The organism is Bradyrhizobium sp. LeoA1Lang (assembly GCF_055413685.1).
Window position 1 is genome coordinate 1 of record NZ_JBVAPG010000158.1, and the last position, 18,158, is coordinate 18,158.

Annotated in this window: 15 protein-coding genes and 1 pseudogene; 12 read left to right on the forward strand and 4 right to left on the reverse strand. The window is 64.3% G+C overall.

What is annotated here, in order from left to right; translation table 11 throughout:
* Positions 1-153 precede the first annotated feature (153 nt).
* From denD to ACZYOF_RS34970, 10 genes are all read left to right on the forward strand, one after another.
* Complete coding sequence (gene denD, locus ACZYOF_RS34925) at positions 154-1,140, forward strand: D-erythronate dehydrogenase (protein ID WP_463718601.1); 987 nt, start codon at positions 154-156, stop codon at positions 1,138-1,140.
* A 112-nt stretch (positions 1,141-1,252) separates the two neighbouring features.
* The gene (locus ACZYOF_RS34930) at positions 1,253-2,221 is read left to right on the forward strand and encodes a sugar kinase (RefSeq protein ID WP_463718602.1); all 969 of its coding nucleotides are present in this window, start codon (positions 1,253-1,255) and stop codon (positions 2,219-2,221) included.
* The gene (eda, locus tag ACZYOF_RS34935; RefSeq protein ID WP_463718603.1) at positions 2,218-2,865 is read left to right on the forward strand and encodes a bifunctional 4-hydroxy-2-oxoglutarate aldolase/2-dehydro-3-deoxy-phosphogluconate aldolase; all 648 of its coding nucleotides are present in this window, start codon (positions 2,218-2,220) and stop codon (positions 2,863-2,865) included. Before ACZYOF_RS34930 ends, eda begins: the two co-directional genes overlap by 4 nt.
* A gap of 54 nt (positions 2,866-2,919) precedes the next feature.
* Positions 2,920-4,086, forward strand: coding sequence for an acetyl-CoA acetyltransferase (locus tag ACZYOF_RS34940; RefSeq protein ID WP_463718604.1), 1,167 nt, complete (start codon positions 2,920-2,922; stop codon positions 4,084-4,086).
* A 156-nt stretch (positions 4,087-4,242) separates the two neighbouring features.
* Positions 4,243-4,443, forward strand: coding sequence for a hypothetical protein (locus ACZYOF_RS34945; protein WP_130583450.1), 201 nt, complete (start codon positions 4,243-4,245; stop codon positions 4,441-4,443).
* A gap of 130 nt (positions 4,444-4,573) precedes the next feature.
* Complete coding sequence (locus ACZYOF_RS34950) at positions 4,574-5,773, forward strand: CaiB/BaiF CoA transferase family protein (RefSeq protein WP_463718605.1); 1,200 nt, start codon at positions 4,574-4,576, stop codon at positions 5,771-5,773.
* A gap of 11 nt (positions 5,774-5,784) precedes the next feature.
* A complete protein-coding gene (locus ACZYOF_RS34955) occupies positions 5,785-6,951 on the forward strand; it encodes an acyl-CoA dehydrogenase family protein (protein WP_463718606.1) in 1,167 nt (388 codons plus the stop codon).
* Positions 6,952-7,123: 172 nt separating this feature from the next.
* Complete coding sequence (locus ACZYOF_RS34960) at positions 7,124-8,260, forward strand: thiolase family protein (protein ID WP_463718607.1); 1,137 nt, start codon at positions 7,124-7,126, stop codon at positions 8,258-8,260.
* Positions 8,257-8,616 (forward strand): Zn-ribbon domain-containing OB-fold protein, encoded by a 360-nt coding sequence (locus tag ACZYOF_RS34965; protein WP_130583454.1) that lies wholly within the window; start codon positions 8,257-8,259, stop codon positions 8,614-8,616. Before ACZYOF_RS34960 ends, ACZYOF_RS34965 begins: the two co-directional genes overlap by 4 nt.
* A 491-nt stretch (positions 8,617-9,107) precedes the next feature.
* Complete coding sequence (locus ACZYOF_RS34970) at positions 9,108-9,635, forward strand: carboxymuconolactone decarboxylase family protein (protein ID WP_463718608.1); 528 nt, start codon at positions 9,108-9,110, stop codon at positions 9,633-9,635.
* A 186-nt stretch (positions 9,636-9,821) separates the two neighbouring features.
* Here ACZYOF_RS34970 and glsA read toward each other — a convergent pair whose 3' ends face one another.
* The 4 genes from glsA to ACZYOF_RS34990 form a co-directional block, all read right to left on the reverse strand.
* The gene (gene glsA / locus ACZYOF_RS34975) at positions 9,822-11,681 is read right to left on the reverse strand and encodes a glutaminase A (protein WP_463718609.1); all 1,860 of its coding nucleotides are present in this window, start codon (positions 11,679-11,681) and stop codon (positions 9,822-9,824) included.
* A 22-nt stretch (positions 11,682-11,703) separates the two neighbouring features.
* A complete protein-coding gene (locus ACZYOF_RS34980; RefSeq protein ID WP_463718610.1) occupies positions 11,704-13,779 on the reverse strand; it encodes a TRAP transporter permease in 2,076 nt (691 codons plus the stop codon).
* A 47-nt stretch (positions 13,780-13,826) separates the two neighbouring features.
* Positions 13,827-14,972 carry a TAXI family TRAP transporter solute-binding subunit gene (locus ACZYOF_RS34985; protein WP_165421424.1) on the reverse strand — a complete coding sequence of 382 codons (1,146 nt, stop codon included), beginning with the start codon at positions 14,970-14,972 and terminating at the stop codon, positions 13,827-13,829.
* 156 nt (positions 14,973-15,128) lie between these two features.
* A complete protein-coding gene (locus ACZYOF_RS34990) occupies positions 15,129-15,350 on the reverse strand; it encodes an acyl-CoA carboxylase biotin carboxyl carrier protein subunit (protein WP_282531052.1) in 222 nt (73 codons plus the stop codon).
* 133 nt (positions 15,351-15,483) lie between these two features.
* Between ACZYOF_RS34990 and ACZYOF_RS34995 the strand changes: the two genes are divergently transcribed.
* Both ACZYOF_RS34995 and ACZYOF_RS35000 read left to right on the forward strand, forming a co-directional pair.
* Entirely contained in the window at positions 15,484-16,458 is a 975-nt protein-coding gene (locus ACZYOF_RS34995) for an IclR family transcriptional regulator (RefSeq protein WP_130582658.1), read from the forward strand.
* A pseudogene (locus tag ACZYOF_RS35000) lies at positions 16,388-17,924 on the forward strand (acyl-CoA carboxylase subunit beta). The gene ACZYOF_RS34995 and the pseudogene ACZYOF_RS35000 overlap by 71 nt, the downstream one beginning before the upstream one ends.
* Positions 17,925-18,158 lie beyond the last annotated feature (234 nt).

Sequence of the window (18,158 nt, forward strand, 5' to 3'; positions counted from 1 at the left end):
AAACGGCTTCATTCGCCGTCAGCCCGGCGTTCCCCGAAGCATCGAGATTCTCCTGCCACCCGAAAACTTGCCGATCCTCGAATGGCTCGGTATCAAAACGTCAAAATCACTGTGATGAACCACTAGCCCTGAAGAACAAGAAGGAGTTGGGTCTTGCACGTTCTGATTCTCGGCGCCGCCGGCATGGTCGGCCGTAAATTGACCGACCGTCTGCTGCGCGACGGCCGCCTCGGCAAGCAGGACATCACCAAGATGACCCTGCAGGACGTCGTCGAGCCCGTAAAGCCCGCCAACGCCTCGATTCCGGTCAAGGTCGTAGCCTCCGACTTCGCCGATGCGGGCGCCGCGGCGCCGTTGATCGCCGAGCGGCCGGATGTGATCTTCCATCTCGCCGCGATCGTCTCCGGCGAGGCCGAGGCCGATTTCGACAAGGGCTACCGCATCAATCTCGACGGCACGCGCTACCTGATCGATGCCATCCGCGCGGTCGGCGGCGGCTACAAGCCGCGGCTGGTGTTCACGTCCTCGATCGCCGTGTTCGGCGCGCCGTTCCCGGAGAAGATCGGCGATGAGTTCTTCCACACCCCGCTGACCAGCTACGGCACACAGAAATCGATCTGCGAGCTCCTGATCAACGACTACACCCGCAAGGGCCTGTTCGACGGCATCAGCATCCGCCTGCCGACGATCTGCGTGCGGCCGGGCCGGCCGAACAAGGCGGCGTCCGGCTTCTTCTCCAACATCATGCGCGAGCCGCTGGCCGGCGAGGAGGCGATCCTGCCGGTGTCCGAGGACGTGCGGCATTGGCATGCTTCGCCGCGCTCGGCGGTCGGTTTCCTCGTGCATGCCGGGACCATGGACCTCAATGCCATCGGTCCGCGCCGCAATCTCAGCATGCCCGGGCTCTCCGCCACCGTCGGCGAGCAGATCGCGGCGCTCGATCGCGTCGCCGGCAAGAACGTCACGGCGCGGATCAAGCGGGTGCCGGACCAGACCATCATCGGCATCGTCTCCGGCTGGCCGCGCGATTTCGTCACCGAACGGGCGCTGAAGCTCGGCTTCACGACGGCCGAGAAGACGTTCGACGATATCATCCGGATTCACATCGAGGACGAGCTCGGCGGCAAATTCGCGGCGTAGAGCGTGATGACCTATCATCACGCTCTTCGCTTTTCTTGTTTGAGCATGATCTTTTCGGAAAACCGGTGTCCACTTTTCCGGATCATGCTCTGTCTTGCTACGGAGTGCGGTCATGACGCGGGTAGCCTCTATCGGCGAATGCATGATCGAGTTGAGGCAGGCGCAAGGCGGGCCCCAAAGCGGGACGCCAGGCGGCCTCTACTCCCGGGGTTACGGCGGTGACACCCTCAACACCGCCGTCTATCTCGCGCGCCTCGGCATCGACGTCGACTACATCACCGCGCTCGGCGACGATGCGTTGAGCGAGGAGATGATCGCCGCCTGGAAGGCCGAGGGCGTCGGCACCAAGCGCGTCGCCCGGCTGGCGGGCAAACTGCCCGGCATTTATCTGATCCAGACGGATGAGAAGGGCGAACGAAAGTTTTTCCATTGGCGCGAGAACTCGGCTGCGCGCAAGCTGATGCATTTGCCGGAGACCGAGGACCTCCTCAATTCGCTCGCGACCTATGACCTCGTCTATCTCTCCGCCATTACGCTCTCGATCTATGATGATTACGGGCGAGGACGGTTGATGACGGCCTTGAAGCGCGCGCGCCTGCTCGGCACGCGCTTCGCGTTCGATACCAATTTCCGTGCCCGCGGCTGGCCTGATCTGAGCGAGGCGCGTAGCGCCTACAGCGCGGCGTTCGAAGCGGCCGACATCGTGCTCGCCTCCACCGAGGATCTGTTGCCGCTCTATCCCGGCGAGAGCCATGAGGCGCTGCTCGCGGGCATTTCGACCCCGGAAGTGGTGCTGAAGCTGCCGGAGCCGGTCAGCATGCTGCGCTTTGCCGGCGGATCGCGGGAAGTGAGGGCCGAGCCGGTGACCCAGCCGGTTATCGATACCACCGCGGCCGGCGACAGTTTCGCGGCCGCCTATCTCGCCGCCCGGCTTTCCGGCGCCGAGCCGCCTGAGGCCGCGCGCGCCGGCCATCGTCTGGCGGGCGTCGTGGTCTGCTATCCCGGCGCGATCATTCCGCGCTATGCCATGCCGCCGAAGAAAGTGCCGCGGCCGGCGAATCCCCGCAGGGTCTCGCAATGACGTCAGCCAAACAAGAAACGCTCGCCACGCTGTTCAGCCAGGCCAAGGTCATCCCCGTCCTGACCATCGAGCGGCGCGAGGATGCGGTGCCGTTGGCCCGCGCGCTGGTCGCCGGCGGGGTGTACACCCTGGAGGTCACCTTGCGCACGCCGGTCGCGATCGAGGCGGCGAAGGCGATCATAGCCGAGGTGCCGGACGCGATCGTCGGCATCGGCACGATCCTGAGCCCCGACGATCTGGCCCGCGCCGAGGCGCTCGGCGCCAAATTCGGCATCAGCCCGGGTGCGACACCCGAGCTCTTGAAGGCCGCCGCGACCTCCGGCTTGCCATTCGCGCCGGGAATCGCGACGGCGTCTGAACTGATGCAGGCGCTGGCGCACGGCTTCGATCTCGTGAAATTCTTCCCGGCGGAATCTTCAGGCGGTATCAAGGCGCTTCGGGGGCTGGCCGGGCCGTTCCCGAACGCGCGGTTCTGCCCGACCGGCGGCATCGGGGAGGCCAATGCCGCCACCTGGCTGGCGGAGCCCAATGTGGTCGCTGTCGGCGGGTCCTGGCTCTGCCCGCCCGCCGAGGTCCGGACCAACAATTGGGCCGGCATAACCGCCATGTGCGACCGCACCCTGAAATCGCTGAAAGCCGGGTGAAGTCCGGATACGGATCAGCTACAAGCGATCAGGAACATTTTTGGGAGAACGGCCATGACAGCCAGCATCGTGGGGTGGGCGCACACGCCCTTCGGCAAATTCGACGCGGAGACGGTTGAAAGCCTGGTCGTGCGCGTCGCCAACGAGGCGCTGACCGATGCCGGCATTTCGGCTGGCGACGTCGATGAGATCGTGCTGGGACATTTCAACGCAGGCTTCTCGCAGCAGGACTTCACGGCCTCGCTGGTGCTCCAGGCCGATCCGCAGTTCCGCTTCAAGCCGGCCACGCGCGTCGAGAACGCCTGCGCGACCGGATCGGCCGCCGTGCACCAGGGCATCCGCGCCATCCAGACCGGCGCCAAATTCGTGCTCGTGGTCGGCGTCGAGCAGATGACGAAGACGCCGGGACCGGAGATCGGCCGCAATCTGCTCCGCGCCTCCTACCTGGCCGAAGATGGTGATACGCCCGGGGGGTTCGCTGGCGTGTTCGGCAAGATCGCGCAGGCCTATTTCCAGAAATATGGCGACCAGTCCGATGCGCTGGCGCTGATCGCAGCCAAGAACCACAAGAACGGCGTCGCCAATCCCTATGCGCAGATGCGCAAGGATTTCGGCTTCGAATTCTGCCGCGCCGAGAGCGACAAGAACCCGTTCGTCGCCGGCCCCCTGAAGCGCACCGACTGCTCGCTGGTGTCGGATGGCGCCGCCGCGCTGGTGCTGACGGATTCGGAGACCGCCAAGACCATGGGGAAGGCGGTGAACTTCCGCGCCACCGCCCATGCGCAGGACTTCCTGCCGATGTCCAAACGCGACATCCTGCAGTTCGAGGGTTGCACGGTGGCCTGGCAGCGCGCCCTGGAGCAGGCCGGCGCCAAGCTTTCCGATCTCTCCTTTGTCGAGACCCATGACTGCTTCACCGTCGCCGAACTGATCGAGTATGAAGCGATGGGCCTGACGCCGCGCGGGCAGGGCGCCCGTGCGATCAAGGAGGGCTGGACGCTGAAGGACGGCAAGCTGCCGATCAATCCGTCCGGCGGGCTGAAGGCGAAGGGTCACCCGATCGGCGCCACCGGCGTCTCCATGCATGTGATGAGCGCGATGCAGCTCACGGGGCAGGCGCCCGAGGGTATGCAGTTGAAGAATCCCGAGCTCGCCGGCATCTTCAACATGGGCGGCGCCGCGGTTGCGAATTACGTTTCGCTGCTGGAGCCGGCGAAGTAGGCTGTAGGCGAAGCGGGCTGCCGTAGGGTGGGCAAAGCGAAGCGTGCCCACCATCAAGCACTCCGCTCGTGACGGTGGGCACGCTTCGCTTTGCCCACCCTACAATGCTACGAATTGCCGCGGTGCACCGCGGCGCAGACTTTCGGAGCGTGTATCATGGGTAACGAAAGCTCGTTGTCGCTGGACGAACTCAACGATCGCATTGCGATTCTTGAAGACAACATCAGGCAGCTCATCGAACAGGCCGCCGCGGCATCCGGCGAGCAGAACGAGGCGCGTATTGCCGACCGCATCAGCCAACAGAATGACGAGCTCGAGCGGCTGATGAAGGAGCGCGACGCGCGGGCGAACAGATAACCCGCTACCCGCCGCGCATACGCCCATACGCGCGGCGCGCCTTGATCTTGCGGACGCCCTGCCGTTACTAGGTCCCCGGAAGCGATAACGCGGCCGTGATCGGCTGCCTTTCTGAGAGGATGACGAGGCTATGGGACCGCTGGAGGGCATCAAGGTCGTGGACATGACGACCGTTCTGATGGGGCCGTATGCGACCCAGACGCTCGGCGACTACGGTGCCGACGTCATCAAGGTGGAATCGCCCGACGGCGACGTCACGCGCCAGATCGGCCCGACCCGCCATGCCGGCATGGGCCCGGTGTACCTCAACACCAACCGCAGCAAGCGTTCGATCTGCCTCGACCTGAAGAAGCCGGCCGGGCGCGAGGCCGTGCTGCGCCTGATCGCGAAGGCCGACGTGCTCGTCTACAATGTGCGCCCGCAGGCGATGGCGCGGTTGCAGCTCGGCTACGACGTCGTCTCCAAAATCAATCCGCGGCTGATCTATGCCGGCGTGTTCGGCTTCGGCCAGGACGGACCGTATGCCGCCAAGCCCGCCTATGACGACCTGATCCAGGGCGCGACCGCGCTGCCGGCGCTGATGGCGCAGACCGCCGACGGCGTGCCGCGCTACGTGCCGAACGCGCTGGTCGATCGCATCGTGGGACTGACCGCGGTCGGCGCGATCTGCGCGAGCCTCGTGCATCGCGACAAGACCGGGCAGGGGCAGCGTGTCGACATCCCGATGTTCGAGACCATGGCCGGCTTCGTCATGGGCGACCATATGGGCGGCCTCACCTACGATCCGCCGCTCGACCGTGGCGGCTACAAGCGCCACCTGTCGCCGGACCGCCGCCCCTACAAGACGAGCGACGGCTATATCTGCGTGATCGTCTACAACGACAAGCAGTGGGACAATTTCTTCACCGCGATCGGGCGCGACGATCTCCGCGAGGATTCGAGATTTGCGACCTTCGCCGGCCGTGCCGCCAATATCGATTGCGTCTACGCCGAGCTTGCGCGCATCCTCAAGACCAAGACCACCGCGGAGTGGAACGAGATTCTCGAGAAGGCCGACGTGCCGGTCATGCCGATGCACGATCTCGAGACCCTGTTGCAGGACCCGCACATCGTTGCAACCGATGTGTTTCCGGTCATCGACCATCCGACCGAAGGTCGCATCCGTAGCATGAAGGTCTCGGCGCGCTGGTCGGAGACGACAGCCGAGCCGAAGCGGCTCGCGCCGCGGCTCGGCGAGCACAGCGTGGAGATCCTACGGGAGGCCGGTTTCTCCGCCGACGAGATCGCCGCCATGCGCCGCGACGGCGTCAGCAAGACACCAGAGAACTAGGACAGAGACTGATGGATTTTGCGCTCTCGGCCAACCAGGAATCCATCCGCGATGCAGTGGCAAAAATCTGTGCGCGCTTTGACGACGCCTATTGGCTGAAGAAGGACAAGGAGGGCGGCTACCCCGCCGACTTCCACCGCGCACTGGCGGATGCCGGCTGGCTCGGCATCTGCATCCCCGAGGAATATGGCGGCTCTGGGCTCGGCATCACCGACGCCGCGATCATGATGCGCACGATTTCGGAATCCGGCGCCGGCATGTCGGGCGCGTCGGCCGTGCACATGAACGTATTCGGGCTCAATCCGGTGGTCGTGTTCGGCACCAAGGAGCAGTGCCAGCGCATGCTGCCGCCGATCATCGACGGTCGCGACAAGTCCTGCTTTGCGGTGACCGAGCCGAACACCGGGCTCAACACCACCCAGCTCAAGACTCGCGCGGTGCGCAAGGGCGACAAATACATCGTCAACGGCCAGAAGGTCTGGATCTCGACCGCGCAGGTCGCCAACAAGATCCTGCTGCTGGCGCGCACCACGCCGCTGGAAGAGGTGCGGACGCCGACGCAGGGCCTGAGCCTGTTCTACACCGATTTCGACAAGCAGCGCGTCACCGTGCACGAGATCGAGAAGATGGGCCGCAAGCCCGTCGATTCCAATGAATTGTTCTTCGAGAATTTTGAGATTCCAGTCGAGGATCGTCTCGGCGAAGAGGGGCGCGGCTTCGAATATATTCTGCACGGCATGAATCCGGAGCGCATCCTGATCGCGGCCGAAGCAGTCGGGCTCGGCAAGGTCGCGCTGTCGCGCGCGCAGGCCTACGCCAAGAGCCGCATCGTGTTCAACCGCCCGATCGGCATGAACCAGGCGATCCAGCATCCGCTCGCCAAATGCTGGATGGAGCTGGAGGCCGCATGGTTGATGGTGCTGTCGGCCGGATGGCACTACGACAACGGCCTTCCTTGCGGGCCGGCCGCCAACTCGGCAAAATTCCTGGCCGCCGAAGCCGGCTTCCGCGCCTGCGAACAAGCGGTGATGACCCATGGCGGCTTCGGCTACGCCAAGGAATATCACGTCGAGCGTTACTTCCGGGAATCCCTGATCCCGCGCATCGCGCCGATCAGCCCGCAGCTCATCCTGAGTTTCATCGCCGAGAAGGTGCTCGGGCTGCCGAAGTCGTATTGAGGGTGGGTTGAGTTGACGATGGCGCATCCACCATTCACGCCGTCATTCCGGGGCGTGCGCAGCGCGAGCCCGGAATCCATTTCTCCTCTTTCGCATGTTTCGCATGCGGCCCGATGGATGCCGGGCTCGCCGCTGCGCGGCGCCCCGGAATGACGGAGGAGGAAGTAGCGTCATGAGCTTCATCACCGGCGTCGGGCTGACCTCATTCGGCAAGCACGAAGGCTCGTCCTCGCTCGACCTCATGAGCAAGGCGGCGCAGCTTGCGATCTCGGACGCCCGGCTGCAGCGGTCGGAGATCGATGGCATCCTCTGCGGCTACTCCACGGTGTCGCCGCGCATCATGCTCGCGACAGTGTTCGCCGAGCATTTCGGCATCCGCCCGTCCTATGCCCATGCCGTGCAGGTCGGCGGCGCCACCGGGCTCGCGATGACCATGCTCGCGCATCATCTGGTCGATGCCGGCGTGGCCAAGCATGTGCTCGTGGTCGGCGGCGAGAACCGGCTGACCGGACAGAGCCGCGACGCCTCGATCCAGGCGCTCGCGCAAGTCGGCCATCCCGATTACGAAGTGCCGCTCGGGCCGACCATTCCCGCCTATTACGGCCTCGTCGCCTCCCGCTACATGCATGAATACGGCCTCACTGAAGAAGACCTCGCCGAATTCGCCATGCTGATGCGCAGGCACGCGCTGACCCATCCCGGCGCGCAATTCCACGACCCGATTACGATCGCTGACGTGATGGCTTCGAAGCCGGTGGCGAAGCCGCTGAAGCTGCTCGATTGCTGCCCCGTTTCCGACGGCGGCGCGGCATTCGTGATCAGCCGCGAGCGGATTGGCGATGTCGGCGTGCGTATCCGCGGCTGTGCGCAGGCCCATACGCATCAGCATGCCACCGCCGCGCCGGCTTTAAGCGAACTCGGTGCCGAGATCGCGATCGCCAAGGCCAAGGCGGCCTCTCACGTTGCGGTCTCCGATGTGCGCTATGCAGCGGTGTACGACAGCTTCACCATCACGCTTGCGATGCTGCTCGAAGATCTCGGTCTGGCAAAGCGCGGCGAGGCTGCCGCGCGCGTGCGTGCCGGTTACTTCAATCAGGACGGCGAGATGCCGCTCAACACCCATGGTGGGCTCTTGAGCTACGGCCATTGCGGTGTCGGCGGCGCGATGGCGCATCTGGTCGAGACGCATCTGCAAATGACTGAGCGAGCCGGAAACCGTCAGGTCCGCGATGCCTCGGTCGCGCTATTGCATGGCGATGGCGGCGTGCTGTCCTCGCATGTCAGCATGTTTCTGGAGCGGGTGCGATGAGCGGAAAGCTTGCGGACTGGACCACGGGCGCGGAATCGATCGTCTATCAATCCTGCGCCGCCTGTGGCGCTGCGCAATATTTCCGCCGCAGCTTTTGCGCCGTCTGCGGCGCACCCGATCCGCAGGAGAAGCGCGCCAGCGGGGCAGGGACGGTGTACGCGACCTCGCTGGTCTGCCGCGCCGCCACGCCCGAGACGCGCGCGCATGTGCCCTACAACATCGTGCTGGTCGACATCGCCGAGGGTTTCCGCATGATGGCGCACGGCGAGAACGATCTTGCGATCGGCGACAAGGTGAACGCGCGCTTTGCGCAGTTCGCCGGGCGATTGGTCCCGTATTTTCAAAAGGTAAAGTGAACGACCGTCGTTATTCCGGCGTCATTGCGAGCGTAGCGAAGCAATCCATTTCGCCACTTGCGGAAGCATGGATTGCTTCGCTGCGCTCGCAATGACGGTTGTTGGTTGGGATATGACGACAGTCACCGCCAATAGAGCACAATGCCGGCGATGACGACCATTGCCGTCACCGCCAGCATTTGCGCAAGCGCCTCCGAGGCCGCCCTCCTGGTGGCTTCCTTCATGCCTGTCTCCCTAGACTTGGGCGTGACTCATCGTGGCGCGGAATCCGCGCAAGCGACGGCCTTTTAGATTGGTACTCTCGGAACACCCCGCGTCGGACATTCGCTCTGATTGAGTCCCCACTCGGCGAATATCGACGGTAGCAAGGTCGGCCAGCATTGCGGCGGCATTTTGACTCGGCTGTGTTGCTCCTGCGTCAAGCGCCAGATAGTGTCTTGGACCTTAACGGAACCCACGCAAAACGCGAAAAAAGAAACGAGACGGAAAGAATGGCCCGCATCGAATACAGCGATCCCGCCAAAGCCAGCGATCGCACCCGCGAAATCCTCGACAAGAACCGCAACGCCAATATCTTCCGCATGATGGCGCATTCGCCGAGCTATTTTGAACAATATTGCCGGCTCGGCGGCGCGATCCGCCACAGAGGCGAGCTTGATCCGATCGTGCGCGAGCTTGCGATTACCCGCACCGGAATCCTGTGCGAAGCGCCATACGAAATCGTCGCGCACAAACGGATCGGCAAGAATGTCGGCGTTACCGACGAACAGAACGAAGCTCTGGAGAATTGGCAGTCCGCCACTTGCTTCAACGACGTACAGCGCGCCGCACTCGCCTTCACCGATGAGATCGTCAAGCTGAAGAAACCGACGGACGCCACCTTCAAGGCGATCGCCTCGAAACTCTCGCCAGCCGCGCTCGTCGAATTGCAGCTCTCGGTCGGCTTCTACATCATGACTTCGAAATTCCTCGAGACGTTCGAGATTGATTTGCAGCCTGTCACGGAAGTGGTGGGCTGAGTCTTAGCTAAGGCCGCGAGCTCCCTTCGCCTCGCCCCGCCTGCAGGGAGAGGCCGGATCGCATCGTCGGATGCGATCCGGGTGAGGGGCTGCCTCCGCGAATACAACTGGCAGCAATGTTCGCGGAGGCAGCCCCTCACCCTAACCCTCTCCCCGCGAAGAGCGAGGAGAGGGAATGAAGAGAGATTACGTCGACGTCAGCAGATCCACCTTCGCGTTCGCGACGATCAGCCGGTCGGCGAGCAGTTGCGCGAGGTTGCGCATGATCCGCTCGCCGGCGCGTGGGTGCTGCTTGCGGAATCGTTCGAAGTCGCGCAGCGGAATCTCCCAGGCGGTCGCGGCCTGGTCCGCCAAGACGTCGGCGGAGCGGACCGGCTCGATCAGCGCCATCTCGCCGAATGCCATGCCGGCGGTGAGCGTCGCCAGGCGGACGCCGTCGGGCAGGGTGACGTGTACGACGCCGCTGCGCAGGAAGAACAGCGAGCGTGCGGAATCGCCGGCGGAGATGATCTTCTCGCCGGAGCGGTAGGTATGGGTCGAGGCGAGTGACGCCAGGTCGGTCAGCTCTTCCACGCTCAATCCGGCCAGCAGCGGCTGCTCGGACAATTCGGTGGTCTCGAAGAAATCGATCGAGCCGCCACAGCGGTAGACGATCTGGTCCTCCGCCCATTCGATCGCGGTATCCAGCAGGTAGAAGTCCCTGATGTTGCCGAGCTTGGCAGTCCATTCGCGCAGCGTCTTCCATTCCGTCGACGTGCGTTTGATTCCGGACAGGATCACGGTAACGCCGAGCGCGGCCAGTTCCTCGAAGGCCTCCGCCACCAGCCGCGCGCCGGCGCGGGTGGTGGAGGTGACCCGGTGCAGGTCGAAGACGACGAATTGCGGCCGCGGCTCCGAGGCCAGCCGCCGCGACACGTAGTCGACGGCGGAAAGCGACAGCGTGCCGACCAGCTCGATGATCCGCACTTCCTCGTGGTGCGCGGCGAGGATGGCGCGCTCCTGCGGGCGGCGGACGCGGCGGGACGGGCTCTTGCCGATATTGTAGTCGGCGATGATGCTGGTGCGCGCATCGTCGCTGCGGTTGAGCATATGCAGGTCGTAATGCGAGGACAGCGCCTCGCACACCTTGATGCCGCGCACGCTGTTGCCGTGCTTGTCGAGCTTGGGCGAATAGCTGCCGAGCCCGAGCCGCGCCGGCAGCGCGGCCAAAATGCCGCCGCCGACGCCGCTCTTGGCGGGGATGCCGACGCGATAGATCCATTCGCCGGCGAAATCGTACATGCCCGACGACGTCATCACCGAGAGCGTGCGCGAGATCGCATACGGCGTCATCACCTGCTTGCCGGTCACCGGATTGATGCCGCGATTGGCAAGCGTTGCCGCCATGATCGCGATATCGCGCGCGGTCACCAGCACCGCGCATTGCCGGAAATAGACATCCAGCACAGAGGCGACATTGTCCTTGATCACGGAATTGGTGCGCAGGAGATAGCCGATCGCCCGGTTGCGGTCGCCGGTCGTGCTTTCGGAAAGATAGACGGCCTCGTCGAGCGCGAGCTCGCGTCCGGCAAAGCGGCCGAGCGCCTGCCGGATATAGTCGAAGGCGGCATCGCCCTTGGCCTCATGGATCAGCCCGGTGCAGGCGATGGCGCCGGCATTGACCATCGGGTTGAACGGATGGTTTTCCGCGTTCAGTCGGATCGAGTTGAAGGGGTCGCCCGATGGCTCGACGCCGATCGCGCTTTCCACCCGCCCTGCGCCCAGCGTGTCCAACGCCAGCGCGAACACGAAGGGTTTGGACATCGACTGGATCGTGAAGGGCACCTTGGTGTCGCCGACCTCGTATACGTGGCCGTCGAGGGTGGCGAGGCTGATGCCAAAATGGGCAGGATCTGCCTTGCCGAGCTCGGGAATGTAATCGGCGACGGCGCCACCGGTCTCGGCAGCGAACTCGTCGTGGCATGACTGCAGGAACCGCAGCAGAGGCGGTCTTGAGCGGGTCCAGGCCGTGGCGCTGGCGGAAGAAGGAGGCGGCTCGGGTTTCATCGCCTCCTTTTGTGCAACGCAATCAGGGAGCGCGCAACTGGTTCGCTAGTAGCGGCTGCCGCCGGACAAGGAGCAGCGCGATCAGGACCGTCGGCACCAGGATGGCAAGGCCGAGCAGCGTCACCTGCATCTGCGACAACGGGTTGATGCCGCCGCCGGGCGTCGCCACCACGAACCCGCCGATCACGAGCAGCACCCGCAGCGGCCATTCCAGCGCGCCTGCGCGGCTGAGATCGCCGACGAAGGCCTGATACCCCTGGATGCCGCCGCAAATGAACAATGTGCCGAAGGCGGCAAGCGCCATCAGGCCGAGACCGGTGAGATAGGGGCTTGGTCCCTGCAGCACCAGCGCCGGGTTCAACACGAAGAAGAACGGGATGAAATAGATGATGCTGCCGACCCACATCGACTCCCGCCCGGTTTTCATCGCCGGCGATCCCGCGATACCGGCAGCCGCGAAGGAAGCGATCGCAACTGGCGGGGTGATCGACGACAGCATGCCCCAATAGAAGATGAACATGTGCACCGCCATTCGATTCAGCCCGAGCTTCTCCAGCGCCGGCGCCACCAGGATCGCGAGGAAGATGTAGCAGGCCGTGGTCGTCAGTCCGAGCCCCAGGATCAGGCTGGTCAAGGCGCACATCGCCAGCAGCAGGAAGGCGTTGTCGCCTGCGAGCGTCAGCAGGTCGTTGGCGAGGCTCGAGACCACGCCGGTCATCGAGAACGCACCGATCAGAAGCCCGCAGCCGGCGAGGATGCCGACCAGCTCCACGAAGGTGCGGCCGTTGACCTCGAGGAATTTTGCGATCGTGGCCCAAGTCCAGCGCGTGTCCTTGGAGAAGATCTGGTTCAGCACCAGCAGCAGCGCGGTGGCATAGAACGGCGCGTGGCTCTCGCGTTTGAAGTAGAGCAGCATCATGATCAGCAGCGCGATGACGAACACGTAGTACCAGCCGGACTTGAGGGTATCGATCACCCGCGGCAGCTCGGCGCGCGGGATGCCCTTCAGGCCGTGACGCGCGGCATAGGAGTCCACCTGCATGAACAGGCCGATATAATAGAGGGCGGCGGGAATGATCGCAGCGACCGCGACCTCGGCGTAGCTGATGTTGAGGAACTGTGCGATCACGAAGGCGGTGGCGCCCATCACCGGCGGCGCCAGCACGGCGCCGGTCGAGGCGCAGGCCTCGATCGCGCCGGCATAGGAGGCGCGGAAGCCGCTACGCTTCATCACCGGGATGGTCATCGTGCCTGCGGTGAGCACGTTGGAGATGATCGAGCCGGACATCATGCCGAGCAGGCCGCTCGCGAAGATGCAGACCTTTGCCGCCCCGCCGCGGAATGTGCCGCACAGCGCAAAGGCGATGTTGATGAAGAATTTTCCGGCGCCCGTCATCATCAGCGCGGTGCCGAACACGAGGAAGCCGATCACGGTATCGGCAAAGGCCTGGATCGGAATCCCGAGCAGGCTCTCGCCCGAGAGCACGTGGTAGGCGGTGGCCTGGTCGAAGGTGAGTTCGGAGCCGCGAAACGGCCCGAGCCATTTGGCCTCGGCAAACAGCGGATAGACGGTGAAGGGGAACACGCTGAGCAAGAGGCTCCAGCCGCCGGTGCGGCGCAGCGCCTCCATCAGCATCGCCCACATCACGACGCCCGCAATGAGCACGTTGCGCGGCGCGCCGTCGGATTCCCAGCCGTACTGCGCGGCCTTGCGGATGTTGAGCATCAGCCAGATCGCGGCCGCAAACGTCAGCACGAACAGGAGAAGATCGTACCAGGGAATCCGGTCGAGTGGCGCGGTCCCCGTTCCCGGAAAGATCAGGAAGGTGAACGGCAGCATTAGCGCGATCAGCAGATAGAAATATTCGGTGTTGAGCTGGGTGTAGCCGATCAGGAAGCGCAGCGAGAATTGCTGATTGATGCAGAGCAGGATGGTGGCCGCGGTCGCGACCACCAGCGCCCAGCGCCAGCCGCCGCGCAAGCTGCGAACGCGCGTGACCTCGGCCTCCTGCATGTTGCCCGCGCCGGCATGGGGATCTTCGAACTCGATCCTCTTCGGCGGCGCGGCCATGGCGCTATCGAGCGGAGAAGCTGACATCAGAAGATCCCCACAATGGCGTTAGCTTGCAGTGGAAGCGCGCGGCTTTATTCAAAGCCGTTCGGCATGTTGGCCTTGGCAAGCGCTGCCGCGCGCGCCTTCATCCAGCCTTCCAGGAACGCCTTCTCATCCGAGGGCGGATTTGACTTGCCATATTCCGCCCAGGCGGCGGTGAGCACGTCCTGGCGCTTGAACAGCGCGTTGTTGTGAGCCTCCTGCTGGTCGCTCCATTGGCCGGCTTCCTTCAGCGCCTTCACCGCGCCGGCATGCACCGGTACGACCCAGTTCTTGGTCTGCCGGTCCGCGGCAAGCCCGCTCGCGCCCGGCGCAGACTCCTTGTAGGCGTCGTAGTTGACGATCATCGCCTTGGTGATGGCGTAGACCTGGTCCGCCGGCACCGACGCGTAGGCGACGAAGATCGGGTAGGGATAGGTGCCGAGCTCGATCGGCTTTTCGGGCGAGATGCCGGCGCCGCAGGTCGCGCGATGTGGGAAGAAGAACGAGCCGACCTTCTGCACCCGTTCCCATCCGGCCTTGTCGTCAGGCGGAAGCGGCGGCCAGATCAGTCCGCGCGGCGAGGTCTCGGCTTCCTTCGCGGGTCCGGTGATGGTGGTGCCGAAGGCAGCGTCGGCGTCGTTGTTGATCAGGCCCTTCCACATCGCGCCGTAGCTTGCGAATTCGACGGCCTTGACGTCGGTCTGCTTGAGGCCGCCGAAGGCGAGAATGGCAAGCGAGTTCTGGTTCAGCGCGGGCGAGCCGACCACGAAGCCGACGCGCTTGCCCTTGAGATCCTTGATGTCCTTGACGCCGATATCGGCGGCCACGCCGAGCGAGCCGGCATTGCAGTCGACCGTGGACAACAGGAGTTGCAGCGGCTGCGGTCCCCATTCCTTGGCGCCGAACTCGAACACGCCTTCCTGCGCGAAATAGGTGCCCGATCCCATCGCCGACATCAGCGCGCGCTTGGCGCGCAAGGGCGCCAGCCGCGCCACGTCGTTGCCTGCCGGTAGCACGCGGAGGTCGGTGCCGTACTTGTCCTTCATCATCTTGCCGACGCCGACCGCGATGTTGAATCCCGCGGTTCCCGTGTCGTAGGCGGTCACGCCCATCGTCGGCGGCAGCTTGATGTCTTCGGCGAGTGAAGGTCCGGACGCGAGTAAGGTGACGCCGAGCGCGAGCAGACGAAGGATCATGATTCCTCCCTGATGTTTCGCTACGCGAAACTTGTTGTTTGCGAGGATCATTGCATCGCATTGCGATGATGGCAACGGCGCTCCGTTGGCGCGGCATGCCACCATCGTCGCATCACCGGACAGATTGTCGCGGAGCGAACTTTGAATGTGTGTGCGTCAGGTCTCGACGATGGCGACCGCCTGTCCTTCGGCGATCACGTCGTCGATGCTGACGAGGATCGACTTGACCGTGCCCGCGGCGGTCGACGTTACCGGAATCTCCATCTTCATCGCTTCAACGAGCGCGACCTCGTCGCCGTCGGCGATGCTGGCACCGGCCGCCACTGGTATAGCGCATACACGGCCGGCCACTTCGGTGATGATCTTGATATCTGGCATTCCACGCTCCCCATCCGTTTCGCGAAACGCATAGCGCTCTGCGAACGGCTTTTGTTGTGGCGGCACATTGCCTGAGGTAGCTTGATCTGCAAGTGGAATTTTATTCCGTGTGGCGGAATGGAGCCAATAACAAATGGGAAGACGCTCGGAGCGGCTTAGCCGGCAAGGAATGCTCGCCAGCGATCTCGCAGGCGAGGCCGACGTGATCCAGGTCGTGTCGCGCGCGTTTGATGTCCTCCGATGTTTTGAGGGACATGAGGCGCGGCTCGGCAATCTCGAAATATCGAATCGTTGCGGCCTGCCGCGATCGACAGTGTCGCGGCTCACGCACACGCTGACGCGGATGGGCCAGCTCGTCTATCTGCCGCGCGACCAGAAATATCGGATAGGTCCGAGCGCGGTGGCGATGAGCACCGCGATGATGAAGGGCCTGCAGCTCCGCAACCTGATCCGTCAGCGTCTGCAGGACGTCGCCGATCAATTGCCCGGCACGGTCGGCTTCGTCATCCCCGATCGCTTCCAGCTCGTGTATCTCGAATACGCGCGCTCGGCGAACGCGCTCGGCCTGCATGAGGTCACCGGCAGCCGGATCTCGATGGCGACCACCGCCGCGGGCCATGCCTATACGGCCGCGCTCGAGCCCGAGGTCGGCAACGCCCTGATCGCGGAGATGGAGCGTGAGATTCCCGAAGGCGCGAAGCTGCTCAAGCCGCGCATCGAGGGCAATCGTCGCCACTTGCGCGAGCACGGCTATGTCGTCGCCTGCGGTCTCTGGAGTCCGCACATCAACGGCGTTGCAGTGCCGCTATGGTCGCCGCAATATCAGACCTATGTCGTCGCGACGATCGGCCTGTTGTCGGCGATGTATGACGAGAAGCGGCTGCACAAGGAAGTCGCGCCGCAAATGGTGCAGCTCGGTGCCGCACTCGCCAGCCTGCTCGAAGGCGCCGACAACAGCATCTTCAACAACCGGATCGAGCGAAAATCCATTCCGGCAGCCGTGAACCATAACAAGATCATAAAAGCGGAGGAAAGGAATGAACTGGAAGCCGGAACTCGACGAACTCGCCCGGCGCGAAGCGTTCGCGCGGGAGATGGGAGGCGTTGAGAAGGTCAAACGACAGCGCGATCAAGGCCGGCTTACCGTTCGCGAGCGCATCGACAAGATTGTCGATCAGAAATCCTTCCACGAGATCGGCGCCATTTCCGGGATCGCCGAATATGACGAGAACAACGAGCTCAAGCAGCTAACGCCGGCGAACTGCGTCTTCGGCCGCGCCAAGGTGGACGGCCGTCCGGTGGTCGTGGTCGGCGACGACTTCACCGTGCGCGGCGGCTCGGCCGATGCGTCGATTTCCGCCAGCGCATGATTTCCGGTTGCCGATCATCCGCATGATCGAAGGTTCCGGCGGCGGCGGCTCGGTGAAGACGATCGAGACGCGCGGCGCCGCCAACCTGCCGGGTGGCGTCGGCGGCACGCGCTGGTACTGGTACACGACGGCCAACCTCGCGCGCGTGCCGGTCGTCGGTCTCGGGCTCGGCTCGGTCGCGGGTCTTGGCGCGGCACGCCTGGCGGCGACGCATTATTCGGTGATGACGAAGAGCTCCGCGATGTTCGTCGCGGGCCCGCCGGTGGTGAAACGGCTCGGACAGGATCTGACCAAGCAGGAGCTTGGCGGCGCCGACATCCAGACCCGCGCCGGCGCGATCGACCAGGCGGTCGACACCGAGGAGGAGGCGTTCGAGTATGCGAGGCGCTTCCTCTCCTATCTGCCGCAATCGGTGTTCGAGCTGCCGCCGACCGTTCCCTGCAGCGACGATCCCGAGCGAGCCGAGGAATCGCTGATGAAGGCGGTGCCGCGCAACCGCCGGCAGGTCTACAAGATGCGCCCGATCATCGAGGCGGTCGTCGACAAGGGCTCGTTCTTCGAGGTGAGTGCCAATTTCGGCAAGCCGATCATCGTCGGCCTGGCGCGCCTTGAGGGCAGGGCGGTGCTGCTGCTGGCGAGCGATCCCTTCCACTATGGCGGCTCGTGGACCGCGGAAGCTTGCCAGAAGGTGGTCCGCTGGCTCGACTTTGCCGAGACCTTCCATCTGCCGGTGGTCTACCTCATGGACTGCCCCGGCTTCATGATCGGCCTGGAGGCGGAGAAGAGCGCGACCATCCGCCATGGCGTGCGCGCGATGGCGGCGGTCAACCAGAGCACCGTGCCCTGGTGCACGATCATCGTACGCAACGCCTTCGGCGTCGCCGGGGTGGTGCACCAGCCCGCCAACCGTTTCTCGATGCGCTACGCCTGGCCGTCGGCCTATTGGGGCTCGCTGCCGCTAGAGGGCGGCATCGAGGCGGCCTATCGCGCCGACATCGAGGCCGCGCCCGATCCGGCGGCGAAGCTGAAGGAGATCGAGGACCGCCTCAACAAGCTGCGCTCGCCGTTCCGCTCGGCCGAGAAGTTCTGGGTCGAGGAGGTGATTGATCCTCGCCGGACGCGATCGCTGCTCTGCGAATTCGCGCGCTTGGCCGAGCCGATCCGTAACGTCGGCCCGCCAAGTAACATGTCGACAAGGCCGTAACTGCCGCTCCGTTTTACACCAGTCTCGTCCCGGCCTTGAGCCGGGACCCATAACCACAGGAAAGTGTTGTGGCGCGAGCAAGCGGTTGCGGCGGAGCAGCCAACAACAGCCTGTGGTTGATGGGGTGGACGGCCCCCTACGGCATCAGTTGTGCCAGAATGAGGTTGTCGAAATCTCAAACGAGGGAGCCGTCCGTGACGCAGATTATCCGCATTGGAATGGATACGTCGAAGC

Bases quoted from the DNA above. Each gene is read 5' to 3' on its own strand.
- ACZYOF_RS34930 (WP_463718602.1), top strand. From the start codon at position 1,253: ATGACGCGGGTAGCCTCTATCGGCGAATGCATGATCGAGTTGAGGCAG.
- eda (WP_463718603.1), top strand. From the start codon at position 2,218: ATGACGTCAGCCAAACAAGAAACGCTCGCCACGCTGTTCAGCCAGGCC.
- ACZYOF_RS34940 (WP_463718604.1), top strand. From the start codon at position 2,920: ATGACAGCCAGCATCGTGGGGTGGGCGCACACGCCCTTCGGCAAATTC.
- ACZYOF_RS34945 (WP_130583450.1), top strand. From the start codon at position 4,243: ATGGGTAACGAAAGCTCGTTGTCGCTGGACGAACTCAACGATCGCATT.
- ACZYOF_RS34950 (WP_463718605.1), top strand. From the start codon at position 4,574: ATGGGACCGCTGGAGGGCATCAAGGTCGTGGACATGACGACCGTTCTG.
- ACZYOF_RS34955 (WP_463718606.1), top strand. From the start codon at position 5,785: ATGGATTTTGCGCTCTCGGCCAACCAGGAATCCATCCGCGATGCAGTG.
- ACZYOF_RS34960 (WP_463718607.1), top strand. From the start codon at position 7,124: ATGAGCTTCATCACCGGCGTCGGGCTGACCTCATTCGGCAAGCACGAA.
- ACZYOF_RS34965 (WP_130583454.1), top strand. From the start codon at position 8,257: ATGAGCGGAAAGCTTGCGGACTGGACCACGGGCGCGGAATCGATCGTC.
- ACZYOF_RS34970 (WP_463718608.1), top strand. From the start codon at position 9,108: ATGGCCCGCATCGAATACAGCGATCCCGCCAAAGCCAGCGATCGCACC.
- glsA (WP_463718609.1), bottom strand. From the start codon at position 11,681: ATGAAACCCGAGCCGCCTCCTTCTTCCGCCAGCGCCACGGCCTGGACC.
- ACZYOF_RS34980 (WP_463718610.1), bottom strand. From the start codon at position 13,779: ATGTCAGCTTCTCCGCTCGATAGCGCCATGGCCGCGCCGCCGAAGAGG.
- ACZYOF_RS34985 (WP_165421424.1), bottom strand. From the start codon at position 14,972: ATGATCCTTCGTCTGCTCGCGCTCGGCGTCACCTTACTCGCGTCCGGA.
- ACZYOF_RS34990 (WP_282531052.1), bottom strand. From the start codon at position 15,350: ATGCCAGATATCAAGATCATCACCGAAGTGGCCGGCCGTGTATGCGCT.
- ACZYOF_RS34995 (WP_130582658.1), top strand. From the start codon at position 15,484: ATGGGAAGACGCTCGGAGCGGCTTAGCCGGCAAGGAATGCTCGCCAGC.